This is a genomic window from Niallia sp. FSL W8-0635 (assembly GCF_038007965.1).
Taxonomy (GTDB): Bacteria; Bacillota; Bacilli; order Bacillales; family Cytobacillaceae; genus Niallia.
On the sequence record NZ_JBBOYD010000001.1, the window covers coordinates 372863 to 386215 of the forward strand.

Consider the following 13353-nt stretch of genomic DNA (forward strand, 5'->3'; position numbering starts at 1 on the left):
ATTTCTGCTTCTTTTGAATGTATAATCAAAAAGGACGAAAAATGAAATAGATAGACGATGGTGAGACTTTTTGTAAAAGGCTGATGAGGAATGTCGAAAGACTTTCTCTTTTTTCAAGAAGACTCTTAAAAGGGAAGTTGGTGAAAATCCAACACGGTCCCGCCACTGTAAATGATTGCACATAGAGAAGTGCCACTGTACTTGCATGTATGGGAAGGCTCTATGCTGCGACAATCATGAGTCAGGAGACCTGCCATTTTCTATACACCTAATAAGCCTACGAGGATAGGGAGGTGTGGAGCGCGCTTTGAAACTACTTTTAAAGTCATCCCGACATCTCTATGGACGATAATAGAGATGTTTTTTATTTTTCACATATTTATTTTAGGAAGGTGAAGGACGATGAAAAAGTTTTATTCCTTATTTTTAGCAATGCTGCTTGTTGTTGGTGTGCTCGCTGGATGTGGAGAGACGAAGACGGAAAACAATAACAAAGAGCAATCGACAGCACAAGAGGCAGCCTTTCCAGTAACGATTAAGGACGCTTCGGATCAAGAAGTAGTAATTGAGGAAAAACCAGAAAAGCTAGTCTCTTTAATGCCTAGTAATACGGAAATTGTATTTGCGCTTGGACTAGGAGAGGAATTAGTGGGAGTTAGTGATTATGATAACTACCCACAAGAAGCGGCGGAAAAAGAGAAGGTAGGCGGAATGGAATTTAATGTGGAGAAAATAATCTCACTGAATCCAGATGTAGTATTAGCACATGCATCTAGCGCCCATAATTCCACGGAAGGATTGCAGCAAATCCGTGATGCTGGCATTGATGTTGTTATTGTGAATGATGCGTCTACTTTTGAGGATGTCTATAAAAGCATGAAAATGATTGGACAGGCTACGGGAACAGAAGCTGAAGCAGATAAGCTTGTTGCTGATATGAAAGAGAAGTTAGCTGCCATCAAGGAAAAAGCAGCAACGATTTCTGATAGTGACCAAAAATCTGTTTATATAGAAGTAAGCGAAGAGCCAAATTTGTTTACGACTGGTAAAAATACATTTATGCAAGAGATGCTTGATACGATTAATGCGAAGAATATTATTTCAGAAGAAGGCTGGATTCAAGTAGATCAAGAGGCAGTAATTGCAGCAAATCCTGATGCTATTATTACTACTTATGGTGCTTACTCAGAAAAGAGCCCAATCGATCAAATTAATTCGAGAAAAGGTTGGCAAGAGATAACAGCAGTAAAGGAAAAGCAGATAGTAGATGTTGATTCTGACATGGTAACTCGTTCTGGTCCTCGTTTAGTTGAAGGAGTAGAGGCAGTTGCAAAAGCGGTGTACCCTGATGTTTTTAAATAAAAGAAAAGCGGCTTATGTTTATGCCGCTTTTTTTCTCCTTTTTGCGATTGTGATTGGAATATCGATAGGAACCATCTCTGTTCCTATCTTATCTGTGGTAAAAATACTAGCAAGTTATGTTGGACCAGAAAGCTTATTAACGAATGTCGATCCAATGCATATCAATATCGTCCAAAATATTCGTCTCCCTAGAGTGCTGCTGGCAGGACTTGTCGGTGCGAGCCTTTCTATTGCGGGAGCCGCTTTCCAAGGGTTATTGAGAAATCCACTGGCAGACCCATATACACTCGGGGTTTCATCTGGAGCATCTGTTGGAGCAGTCATTACATTGTTTTTTCAATTTAGTATACCGTTTCTTGGCGGGCTGACTTTGCCATTTATGAGTGTACTATTCTCCTTTTTCACCATTTTATTTGTAGTCTTTTTTGCGAAAAAAATGGATCCAGCGATGCGAGTAGAGACGATTATTTTAACAGGTATTATTATTGGTTCTTTTTTAAGTGCATTTATTTCTCTTATGATCGCATTAACAGGAAACGAGCTTCGCCAAATTATTGGCTGGTTACTTGGAAGTGTCTCCATGAGAGGGTGGGAATATATAAAAATTATTCTCCCATTCTTTGTAGTTGGTTCTGGTCTTCTTCTTTCGCAAGGTAAGGAATTAAATGCTTTAGCTTTTGGTGAAGAAAGAGCCCAGCATTTAGGGATTCATGTGCAAAGAAGAAAAATGATTATTTTGCTAGCTGGTTCTATGTTAACAGGAGCAGCGGTAGCGGTATCAGGTACAATCGGATTTGTTGGTTTGGTGATTCCCCACTTTGTTCGAATCATTGTTGGTCCTGACCACAGGCATTTAATGGGGATTTCTCTTTTTGTCGGCAGTGGCTTTATGATTTTAGCTGATTTATTAGCGAGAACGATTATTTCCCCGACGGAATTACCGATAGGGGTTATTACAGCATTAGTCGGTGCTCCGGTGTTTGCTGGATTATTACTGAGAAGAAGGAAGAGGAGTTTAAAATAATGCTAAATGTACGAAATCTCTTTTTTCAATATGAAACAAAACAAATTTTACAGGATATTTCTTTTGCCGTGAATAAAGGAGAGATGGTTGGTATCCTTGGACCAAATGGCAGTGGGAAAACGACGTTAATGAAAATTATTAGTGGGATTTTAACTCCACAAGAGGGACAAGTTGAGATCAAAGGGAGACCCATTGCACAGTATAAAACAAAAGAATTAGCAAAGGTAGTGGCGGTACTGTCTCAGCATGTGAATGAATCTTTTTCTTATACGGTTCGAGAAATTGTATCTTTGGGGAGATATGCACATCAATCTGGGCTCTTTCAGTCATGGAGTGCTAAAGATGAAGAGATGCTTAATGAAGTAATGAGGCAAACGGGAGTCGTTGCTTTTCAAGACAAGTCGATTCATGAATTATCTGGTGGCGAGAAACAGCGGGTATATTTGGCACAGGCACTCGCACAAGAGCCAGAAATTCTCTTATTAGATGAACCTACAAACCATTTGGATTTATCTTATCAGAAGGAATTATTGGATAACTTAAGAGAATGGAGCAGGGAACGAAATTTAACAATTATTTGTATTTTCCATGATTTAAACTTGGCAGGATTATATTGTGATCGGCTGCTTTTATTACATGATGGAAAGGTAGAAGTGGATGCTAGTCCTTCTAATGTATTGCAAGAAGAGCGGGTGAAAAGAATCTATCAAACAGATGTGATAAGTACTTTTCATCCAAGTAGACCAGCTCCTCAAATAGCGCTTATACCAAGAAATACAATGAGAAATACGATGAAAATAAATACGGAAGCTATTACGATTACATCAGAAAGAATAGAGGTGAAGGTTCCCTTTCCGCTATACACTCTTTCATCTGGTGTAATAGGTGCTGGGATGGGATGGTATAAAAGCTTTGTGAATCGACATGTAGATAAGACATATCGGTGCGAAGATTATCGGGAAGAAATGGAGGATTATTTGTGTCGAAATGGCTTTATTCCATCAGAGACAGTTGGGATGATGACAGCTGTTTACACAGAGGATGTAGCATATAAGCTTATCGAGCAGCCGAATTTTTCTGTAATGATTGTCGTAACAGGAGGAATAGGGAATGCTGTTGATGCCGCAATGACTAACAAACATTCTTCTTTCATAAATCCGGGAACAATTAATATTTGGATTTTTGTTAACGGCAAATTATCAGAGCAAGCTTTTTTACAAAGTGTCATTACCGCTACAGAAGCAAAGGCAGCGGTCTTGCGGGATCGGAAGATAAAGGATTTGGAAACAGGAACCCTTGCAACAGGTACTTCAACAGACAGTATATTGGTGGCTGCTACTCAAGAAGGAGCCTACCTCGAATTTGGAGGTACGATTACGGAGCTTGGAAAGTGTGTAGCACAAGGCGTCTATCAGTGTCTGACAAAGTCATTAGATAAAAGGGATAGGAGGATAGCACCTAAATGATTGGCCATTTGATCAGCATTACACTTGCGATTATTTTAGATAAGATTATTGGTGATCCACCAAGCTGGCCTCATCCTGTAAAAGGGATGGGGAAGTTGATTTCCTATTTAGATCAAAGATTGAATAGCAGGCAAAATCAGAGAATAAAGGGATTATGGATGCTCATCATTGTTTTAGTGACCATCTTTTTGCTTAGCTATTTCCTCGTTTATATTAGCTATCAGCTTCATTGGTGGATCGGGGTAATCGTGGAAGCTCTTCTTATCGCAACAACAATAGCACAAAAAAGTCTAAAGGATGCAGCGATAGAGGTTTATGAACCTTTGCAGGCTAATGATTTAGAGGCAGCGCGAAGGCAGCTGTCTTATATTGTAGGGAGAGATACAGAGCGATTAAAGGAAGAAGAAATTGTACGAGCGACAGTAGAGACAGTTGCAGAAAATACAAGTGATGGTATTACTGCTCCACTGTTTTGGGCATTTATTGGTGGTGCCCCGTTAAGTTTGGTTTATAGGGCCATTAATACATGTGATAGTATGGTTGGTTATAAGAATGATAAATATAGAGAATTTGGGTATTTCGCTGCGAAATGTGATGATGTTGTCAACTACTTGCCTAGTCGAATAACAGCAATTCTCGTGCTGTTAGTTAGTCGTAGTTCTTTCTATCGCAAAAAGGAAGCCTGGAAGCTGTTATTTCAAGATGCAAAGAAGCACCCTTCTCCAAACAGTGGCTGGGGCGAAGCTGTGACAGCGATTATCCTCGGCATACAGCTCGGGGGGATAAACTATTACGGAGGAAAGAAGTCCGATCGGGCACGAATGGGAAAAGCGCGGCAGCCTTTAGAAACTAGACATATTATTGAGTCAACTAGAATTGCTGATAAAGCAGTTGTTTGCTTTTACCTTTTTTTATGTATAGGAGGAATTGGATTTGAAATGGCCAATGCATGGAGCTAATCCCCAGTATATTTATAAAAAGACAAATTTAGAAATGCCAGTAGATACGATTGATTTTAGTGCTAATATCAACCCTTTAGGACCTCCGCCTATTCTATTGGAAATGTGGAATGACTTATTTCAGACAGTCCATCTTTATCCAGACCCTTTTGCAAGTCGTTTAAAGGAGAAAGTTTCAAACAAGTATGGACTTCATCCAAAGCAGCTCTTAATTGGTAATGGAGCTGCGGAAATCATTTCTTTATTAGGAAGAATACTTGCGGGGAAAAAAGTATTGCTTCTTCAGCCTGCTTTTTCGGAATATGAAGAAGTGTGCAGAATTAATCAATGTGATATCCATCATCATTACCTATCAGTGGAAACAGGCTGGGAGCTAATTCCATCTGAATTGGAAAAGGATATTCGTCATGTGGATGCTATATTTTTATGTAATCCTAATAATCCAACCGGTATATATTATCCGAAACAAGTAGTAGAAGAGTTGTTGGCTATTTGTAAAAAAAATGATTGTTATGTCATCTTGGATGAGGCTTTCTACGATTTTGTGATTGGGTATGAGGATATGCTTCCCCTCTTAAAAAAATTCTCAAACCTTATTGTAATCCGTTCCTTGACAAAGATGTACAGTATTCCAGGGATACGTCTTGGCTATGTATTCGCATCTGAGGAAATGATTGCGCAATTACAACAGCTTCAATCTCAATGGAGTATTAATGGGATTGCCTTAAGTGTTGGCGAATTATTAATGGAACAAGAGATGTTTCTGAATAAAACGCAAAGCTATATAGAAGAAGAAAAGGAAAGATTATTTTCCTTTTTTCAGAAAGCACACTTTGCGTATTCCAACTCTGCTGCTAATTATTACTTACTAAGAGATACTAGGTTAACAGATCAAAAAGACCTCCTTACTTTCTTGTTAAACAATGGCATCATTGCAAGACATACATATAATTATCCGAGTTTAGAAGGACGATGGCTACGCTTTGCCATTAAAAGCAGGGAAGAGAATCAGCAATTGCAAGGAGTGTTAGCTAAATGGAAACAAAGTCATCCATTATCTTTGTAACAGGAGGCGTGAGAAGCGGCAAATCTTCTTTTGCTGAGAGCTTGGCAATAGAATATGCAAGAAAGGAAAAAGCAGATTTGCATTATATAGCCACAGCTGTTAATACAGATACAGAAATGCAAGAAAGAATTGCAAAACATCAGCAAATAAGAAAAACACAAAAGGTAAAATGGAATAGCCATGAACAGGCAGTAAATATTGGCGAATTGGCAGAGGTTTTTTCCAAAAAGGATGTTCTTTTGCTTGATTGTTTAACAGTATTAGTCAATAATGAACTTTTTTTTAAAGACCAACGGCAGGAAATGATAGAGGATAAGCTGAAAAAGGATCTAGTGGCGTTAAGTCGAAGCTGCAGATATCTTATTCTTGTGAGCAATGAAGTTACATATGAGCCGTCAACAGATCCATTTGTACAGAACTATAGCAGGATTTTAAATAGACTCCATTATTTCCTTGTGCAGCATGCAAAGGAAGCTTATTTGGTAGAATTCGGAATCGCAAAAAAGAAGAAGGGAGGAAAAAAATGAAGGGTGTGATGATACAGGGGACTTCATCTGATGTTGGGAAAAGTCTGATTGCTACTGCTTTATGCCGAATGGTGGCAAATGAGGGGATAAAAGTAGCCCCATTTAAATCACAAAATATGTCTAATAATTCTTATGTCACAGTAGATGGAAAAGAAATTGGCAGGGCGCAAGGAATTCAGGCGGAAGCAGCAAGGACGGAAGCAACAGTTTGGATGAACCCGATTCTCTTAAAACCAAGATCTGATTTACAATCAGAGGTTGTCCTGCTTGGAGAAGCAAGTACGACTCTTTCTGGCAGAGGGTATCGTGAACAATTTTATGATGAAGGAATTCGTATTATTCAAAAAAGCCTTGATTACCTTCAAAGCCACTATGAGATGGTAATTATGGAAGGCGCGGGTAGCCCAGTAGAAATTAATTTGAAAGACAGAGAGCTTGTAAACATGAAGGTTGCGGAAATGGCTGATATTCCTGTAATTCTCGTTGCGGATATTGACCGTGGAGGCGTGTTTGCAAGTATTATTGGAACGCTAGCTCTATTTTCAGAAGAAGAACGGAGCAGGGTTAAGGGGATTATTATTAATAAGTTTCGCGGGGATCCAACTCTTTTTGAAGATGGCGTTCAATGGCTGAAGGAAAAGACAGGTATTCCTGTCCTCGGAGTCCTTCCTTTTATTCATAACCATATGATTGAAGGAGAGGACTCGTTATCTATCCGGGAGAAAAGATTAACCACTACAAAAGATGTTATCGATTTGGCAGTAGTAAACAATCGTTATATGTCCAATTTCACAGATATAGAACCATTTTTCCTAGAAGATGATGTTAGTATCCGCCTGGTTGATAAAGGCGAAGATTTAGGGAATCCAGATGCGGTCATTATTCCAGGTACGAAAAGTACAATAGATGATTTGAAAGAAATGAAGAGGAACGGATTAGCAACCCAGCTTCAAAGCTATTATAAGCAAGGTGGCAGAGTAATAGGATTATGCGGAGGATATCAAATGCTTTGTACGGCTCTAAAGGATCCATATGGTGCTGATACTGGGAGCAGAGGCGAAGAAATTGAAGGGATAGGGCTTATACCTGCAAGGACGACCTTTGAAAAGAAAAAAGAAACTATTCGTGTGGAAGGCCGCTATCATCCCTCTACGATGTTAGCAGCAGAAAGAATAGAGGGGTATGAAATTCATTTAGGAAAAACAGAATATGCTTCTTTAGATGAAAGATGTCCTTTTTTATTGCTTTCTAATAGGAGGGAAGAAGGCTATTATCGAGAAGATGGAAGATTGATAGGTACTTATATGCACCATCTATTTTATAATGATGGTTTTCGTCATACATGGTTAAATCAAATCCGTTTGCAAAAGGGAACGGAGCAAAGGGAAAGACTGTTTATACAAGCACAGAAGGATGAACGCTTTGACTCTCTTGCTGATGAAATGAAAAAGCATCTTGATTGGGAAAGAATATTGGATATCCTTCAGGGTGGTGATAGACAATGAACAAATGGTTTATTGGTTTTCTATTAAATATTCAGTTCTTTACGGCGATACCGGTGAGAAAGATACTTCCGATGGAAGGGGAGTTTCTTCAGAAAAGTATAAAGACATTCCCTTTGCTAGGACTTTTTCAAGGCTTTATTTATATGAGCCTCTTCTTTTTGCTAAATGAATATACGCCGTTTACAGCTCTTGCAATTGCTTTCTTTGTCTGGCTCTGTACAATCTTGTTAACTGGTGGCCTTCATTTAGATGGCTGGATGGATGCAAGTGATGCTTATTTTTCTTATCAGGATAGGAAGAAAAGATTGGAGATTATGAAGGATCCTCATGTTGGTGCATTTGGTCTTTTATCCGTCGTGCTGTTATTAAGCACAAAGTTTCTTTTTATCTATGAAATCGTGACACGTATGCAAGACTTCACCTATCTTTTTGTAATGCTCCTGCCGCTTTTTTCTAAAGCTGTAATGGGATGGATCTTGCTATTTGTTCAAGAAGCAAAGAAGGACGGGCTTGGCGCATATTTTAAAAGGGCTGTTGAAGGGAGGGGAACGCTTTTTTATAGTGGATATTTTGCACTTGTTTTTCTATTTTTCTTCTTTTTGTATTCACAATGGCTGCCACTGTTCTTTCTGTTTCTCTCTGTTAGCATCGGCTGCTATTTTTTATTAAGCCGCTTTATGAAGCGAGCTTTTGGGGGATTAACAGGTGATTTATTAGGGGCAAGTGTAGAAGGGACGGAATTGGCACTATGGGCGACACTATGGTTATTGCATTATTTCGTCATGGGTTAACTGCTGAAAATGAACGGAAGGCATACATTGGCTGGACAGATGCTCCTTTAAGTGAAAAAGGAAAGGAGAAGCTTTATGAAAAAGGAAGGCCGATGTCTAAATATGAATGGGTAAGTGCAAGTGATTTATTACGAGCAAAAGAGACTGCAGCTTATTGGTTTCCTGACCAGCGCTTGCACATTATTTCTTATTTTCGAGAAATAAATTTTGGAGAGTGGGAAGGAAAAACATACGAACAATTAAAAGAGCTTCCTGACTATTGTAAATGGCTAAATGCTCCATTTGTGATTTCTGCAACAAATGGAGAATCCTTTAATGAGATGGCTGAGCGCGTAGATAAAGGCTGGGATTGTTTAATCCAGCAGAGTAAACAAAGCAATCGAATAGCAGTTGTCACACATGGTGGCGTGATTCGTTATTTACTTAGTAAATTTGATGTAGCAGAAAAGAATTTTTGGGACTACAACCTTTCGCCAGGAGGGGGAATGGAACTAATATGGTCCAACAAAGAAAGCTTTAGGAGGAAGGAAAGATGCACTTTATTACAGGAGGTAGCTTTCACGGGAAGAAAAGGTGGACAGTAGCCTTTGCGAAGGAGCAGGGATTTATAGAGGGGAAGATCCTCCGTTTGTTTGATGAAAAGGAAATAAATAGTATAAATGATGAGAAGGATTCTTTTTATATAATTGAAGGACTGGAGTGGATGATTAAAAATCGTCTGCAAGAAGAAACGTTGGAGCAAACAATCACTTATATAGAAAAACAAGTGGGGGATTTGCTTCAATGGGAAAGAGAAGAAGAAGACCGCTGCGTGTTTTTAATTGGTAGCGATATTACAAAAGGCATCGTTCCCATTGATCAAGAAGACCGCTTGTGGCGCGATGCTACAGGACTGATTTTTCAAAGAATTGCAGCAACTGTAGATAGAGTGGATGTTATTTGGTATGGGTTAAATGAGCAGTTGAAGTAGAGTGGTGTTCATGATTGAGATGAAAGCCATGAACCGAAGTATTAAGAGGGAAAGTGGTGTTCATAACCCAAATCTAATGACCACCATCTACCTAAAAAAAGCCACAACCAAAAATAAAATAAAGGCTTTCACCAACAATCAACAAAAAAATAACCAAAAAAGAGGGATAACGTATGCGGATTTATACAAAAACAGGTGATAAAGGAGAAACAAGTATAATAGGGGGAAGAGTATCGAAGGATGATATTCGTGTAGAAGCCTACGGTACAGTTGATGAATTAAATTCTTTTGTGGGATTGGCGGTAGCGCAATTAGTTGGAGAACAATTTGCTGATATCAAAGAAGACTTAGAGAAAATCCAGCATGAATTATTTGACTGTGGGGGAGATTTAGCGAGTATTTCAGCTAGAAGACAATTGAAGTTAACAGAAGATGCTATTGCTTATTTAGAGGAACGAATTGATGCTTTTATGGAAGAAACACCAGATTTGGAGCGCTTTATCTTGCCAGGGGGCATAGAGGCGGCAGCTACAGTGCATCTTGCACGTACAGTGACAAGAAGAGCGGAACGATTAGTGGTTACATTGGTGAAAACAAATGAGGATACACCTGAATTGCCATTGAAATATTTGAATAGACTTTCCGATTACTTTTTTGCGCTTGCAAGGGTGATTAATTACAGAAGCAATGTGGCAGATGTCGAGTATGTTCGTAGTGCAAAGGTATTTCGAACAAGTAAAAAGGGAGAGAGAAATGAACGTAAAGAAAATTAATATACTTGCCATTTTTATTGCGATATCAGTAATTGGTGCTTTTATAAAAATTCCAAGCTTCATTGGAAGTGTTGCTCTTGATAGTTTTCCGAGCCTTATTGCTGGTGTGCTTTTAGGTGGGGGAGCCGGAGGAATAGTAGCGGGTTTCGGTCACCTTGTGTCTGCTTTGATAGGAGGACTCCCACTCGGAATTTTTCATTTGTTTATTGCCGCAGAAATGTGTCTGCTTGTGTTTGTTTTTACAAAAATCTATCAGACTGGAAATCAATTCGTCTCCTATATGTGGTTTGTGTTAGGAAATGGAATTATATTGCCCCTTCCCTTCTTCGTGTTTTTGGGAAAAGGCTTCTACGTTTCTATGGTTCCAGTATTGTTGATAGGTGCTGTAGTAAACGGCATGATTGCCAAGCTGTTAATACCGAGGCTGGAATCTTTCCTTAATGGAAGGAGAGAGGCAAAGCAATGAGAGATGTACAAATTGTTCCCTGGAATCGAGAAGAAGTGTTGGTTATCAGTGCTGATAATAGCGGAGGAATTGGGGAGAAAGAAGAGGATCAAGTTTCCGTTCCCTATGATATTGTTTCTTATTTTTCCTTTCGCGTTGCAGTTATGGAATGTATGGCAGCAGGAGGAATCCCATTTTCGGTAATCTTGCAGAATTTTTGTGGAGATGATGCTTGGAGTCCCCTTGTGGCAGGTATACATAAAGGAGTGCAGGAGCTTGGATTAGAGGCGGAGCTTGGAATAACAGGAAGTACGGAAAGCAATTTTTCCTTCCAGCAATCTGCTGTAGGTTTAACGATTCTTGGAAAAAGACGAGCGAATTATAAGGAGAAAACCATTGTTAATGGAAGAATAGCTGTTATTGGGAGTCCACTTGTCGGAGAAGAAGTGATGCTACAAGAGGAAAAAATAGTTCCTTTAGCGATGTTTTCCCATTTTGCAAAGGAAGTAAAATGTCGACTGCAGCCTGTTGGCTCCAAGGGAATTCTTTATGAATTAGGCCAGTTAAAGGGAAAGCTTTTTCAAGAGGAAGAAGTATCAAGCTATGTTGATCTATTAAAATCTTCAGGTCCCGCTACATGCTTTATTGTCGAGTATGAAAAGGAAGTAGAATCAGAAATAATGAGGTTGGCTGGTGGCTATTTTCATGAAGTACTAATTTCTCCGTAAAGAAGCAAAGTAGCTTTTGCCTTCTTTACGGAGAAATTTTAAATAAATAAGCTCCATTTTAGCCCTTTTTTCATATGGTAATAAGAGTTAAAATGGAAAAGGATTATTAGGGTCTAGCCTAGCTCTATTACAAGAATATGTGATTTTGATTAAATTGTTATTGGACTTACATGTTTTCTTTTTAAAGGTATGGTTCTAGTGGTAGAATAAACAAGTGCATTGATAAAATGGAGGTAAACTCATAATGAAAAAGAAACTTGGATTATTATATGGCGGAAAATCTGCTGAACATAAAGTTAGTATGCAAACAGCAATGGCAGTAATTAAAGCGTTAGATACAGATAAATATGATATTCACCCAATTTACATATCTGAGAGTGGGGAATGGGTGCGTGGACCACAATTAATGGGACCAGTTGAAAATGTAAAAGAACTTGCGTTTACAGCTCAAACACAAATCGGCTCCAATGCGCTTTCTACTACTCTTTTCCAAGCAAATGAAGAGGCTTCCTTAGATGTTATTTTTCCATTGCTTCATGGACCAAACGGTGAAGATGGAACTGTACAAGGACTGCTGGAACTTTTAAACCTTCCTTATGTTGGTAATGGTGTTTTGGCATCATCAGCGGGAATGGATAAAGTAATTATGAAGAACATATTTGAAGTAGCTGGTTTAAACCAAGTGAATTATAATTCTTTTATCCGCAGTGACTGGCAAAATGATAAAAACGCGGCATACGATCGTGTGGAAAAGGAACTAGGTTTTCCTTGTTTTGTAAAGCCTGCTAATCTTGGATCAAGTGTAGGAATTAGCAAATGTACGACGAGAGAGGAATTAGAGACTGCGTTTATCGAGGCATTCCAATTTGACCGTAAAGTTATTGTCGAAGAAGGCTTAACAGCGCGAGAAATTGAAGTAGGGGTACTTGGTAATGACCATCCAGAAGTCTCTGTAGCTGGTGAAATTGTCCCGAAAAAAGATTTTTATGATTATAAAGCAAAATATGAGGATGGAGATACAGCTTTAATTATCCCAGCAGAGGTTACAGAATCTGAGTATGCTGCAATTAAAGCAGATGCAATTAAAGCATTTAAAGCACTTGATTGCTCTGGTCTTGTCCGTGCAGATTTCTTCCTAACGAAAGAAGGAAAGGTTTATATTAATGAAGTAAATACAATGCCTGGATTTACACCGTTCAGCATGTTCCCGTTATTATGGAAGCATACGGGCTTAGAATACGATGAGCTCATCAATAAATTAGTGGATCTTGCTGTTGAAAGACATACAGAAAAACAAAATATTAAATATACAATCTAATAGAGAATAAGAAAAGCGGAGGGCGCTCGTTTAGGGGCGTGTGGGGTGGAGCGACCTTTCCTGAGATAAAGGAAACACGGCGAACGGTAGAGAGCCGATGTTGACTTATCGTAGGGAAAGGTCGTGAAGGCCATCAGCTCCTGGGTGCCCGGAGCTAGACAAATAGAAAAGCGGAGGGCGCCCGTTTAGGGGCGTGTGGGGTGGAGCGATCTTTCCTGAGATAAAGGAAACACGGCGAACGGTAGAGAGCCGATGTTGACTTATCGTAGGGAAAAGTCGTGAAGGCCATCAGCCCCTGAGTGCCCGGAGCTAGACACCAAATGGACTTCAGAGAACATATACTTTCATAACTGTTAAAAGGAGAGGTGAGAATTATACCTCTTCTTTTGTTCCATCAAATATCGTTTTCAATGGAGAAT

14 protein-coding genes and 1 riboswitch are annotated in these 13353 nt (G+C 39.1%); all 14 genes read left to right on the top strand.

Annotated elements, in window-relative coordinates; all coding sequences use genetic code 11:
- Positions 1-74: 74 nt before the first annotated feature.
- A riboswitch (cobalamin riboswitch) is annotated at positions 75-272 on the top strand.
- 130 nt (positions 273-402) lie between these two features.
- The 14 genes from NYE52_RS01940 to NYE52_RS02005 all read left to right on the top strand — a co-directional run bounded on the left by NYE52_RS01940 (position 403) and on the right by NYE52_RS02005 (position 12934).
- Positions 403-1362: an ABC transporter substrate-binding protein gene (locus NYE52_RS01940; protein ID WP_341191530.1), complete on the top strand. Its 960-nt coding sequence runs from the start codon at positions 403-405 to the stop codon at positions 1360-1362.
- The gene (locus tag NYE52_RS01945; RefSeq protein WP_341195092.1) at positions 1349-2386 is read left to right on the top strand and encodes a FecCD family ABC transporter permease; all 1038 of its coding nucleotides are present in this window, start codon (positions 1349-1351) and stop codon (positions 2384-2386) included. Before NYE52_RS01940 ends, NYE52_RS01945 begins: the two co-directional genes overlap by 14 nt.
- On the top strand, positions 2386-3852 hold the full coding sequence (locus tag NYE52_RS01950; RefSeq protein ID WP_341191531.1) for a heme ABC transporter ATP-binding protein: 1467 nt from the start codon (positions 2386-2388) through the stop codon (positions 3850-3852). The genes NYE52_RS01945 and NYE52_RS01950 overlap by 1 nt, the downstream gene beginning before the upstream one ends.
- Positions 3849-4811: an adenosylcobinamide-phosphate synthase CbiB gene (cbiB, locus tag NYE52_RS01955; RefSeq protein WP_341191532.1), complete on the top strand. Its 963-nt coding sequence runs from the start codon at positions 3849-3851 to the stop codon at positions 4809-4811. Before NYE52_RS01950 ends, cbiB begins: the two co-directional genes overlap by 4 nt.
- Entirely contained in the window at positions 4786-5877 is a 1092-nt protein-coding gene (cobD, locus tag NYE52_RS01960) for a threonine-phosphate decarboxylase CobD (RefSeq protein ID WP_341191533.1), read from the top strand. The genes cbiB and cobD overlap by 26 nt, the downstream gene beginning before the upstream one ends.
- Positions 5847-6404, top strand: a complete 558-nt coding sequence (locus NYE52_RS01965; RefSeq protein ID WP_341191534.1) for a bifunctional adenosylcobinamide kinase/adenosylcobinamide-phosphate guanylyltransferase — start codon at positions 5847-5849, stop codon at positions 6402-6404. Before cobD ends, NYE52_RS01965 begins: the two co-directional genes overlap by 31 nt.
- Entirely contained in the window at positions 6401-7909 is a 1509-nt protein-coding gene (locus NYE52_RS01970; protein WP_341191535.1) for a cobyric acid synthase, read from the top strand. The genes NYE52_RS01965 and NYE52_RS01970 overlap by 4 nt, the downstream gene beginning before the upstream one ends.
- Complete coding sequence (gene cobS, locus NYE52_RS01975) at positions 7906-8700, top strand: adenosylcobinamide-GDP ribazoletransferase (protein WP_341191536.1); 795 nt, start codon at positions 7906-7908, stop codon at positions 8698-8700. Before NYE52_RS01970 ends, cobS begins: the two co-directional genes overlap by 4 nt.
- The gene (locus NYE52_RS01980; RefSeq protein ID WP_341191537.1) at positions 8670-9284 is read left to right on the top strand and encodes a histidine phosphatase family protein; all 615 of its coding nucleotides are present in this window, start codon (positions 8670-8672) and stop codon (positions 9282-9284) included. Before cobS ends, NYE52_RS01980 begins: the two co-directional genes overlap by 31 nt.
- A complete protein-coding gene (locus NYE52_RS01985; protein WP_341191538.1) occupies positions 9233-9670 on the top strand; it encodes a bifunctional adenosylcobinamide kinase/adenosylcobinamide-phosphate guanylyltransferase in 438 nt (145 codons plus the stop codon). The genes NYE52_RS01980 and NYE52_RS01985 overlap by 52 nt, the downstream gene beginning before the upstream one ends.
- Positions 9671-9843: 173 nt before the next feature.
- A complete protein-coding gene (locus NYE52_RS01990; protein ID WP_341191539.1) occupies positions 9844-10443 on the top strand; it encodes a cob(I)yrinic acid a,c-diamide adenosyltransferase in 600 nt (199 codons plus the stop codon).
- Positions 10424-10909, top strand: a complete 486-nt coding sequence (locus NYE52_RS01995; RefSeq protein WP_341191540.1) for an ECF transporter S component — start codon at positions 10424-10426, stop codon at positions 10907-10909. The genes NYE52_RS01990 and NYE52_RS01995 overlap by 20 nt, the downstream gene beginning before the upstream one ends.
- Positions 10906-11616, top strand: a complete 711-nt coding sequence (locus NYE52_RS02000; protein WP_341191541.1) for an ATP-binding protein — start codon at positions 10906-10908, stop codon at positions 11614-11616. Before NYE52_RS01995 ends, NYE52_RS02000 begins: the two co-directional genes overlap by 4 nt.
- A 244-nt stretch (positions 11617-11860) precedes the next feature.
- Positions 11861-12934, top strand: a complete 1074-nt coding sequence (locus tag NYE52_RS02005) for a D-alanine--D-alanine ligase (RefSeq protein ID WP_341191542.1) — start codon at positions 11861-11863, stop codon at positions 12932-12934.
- Positions 12935-13353 lie beyond the last annotated feature (419 nt).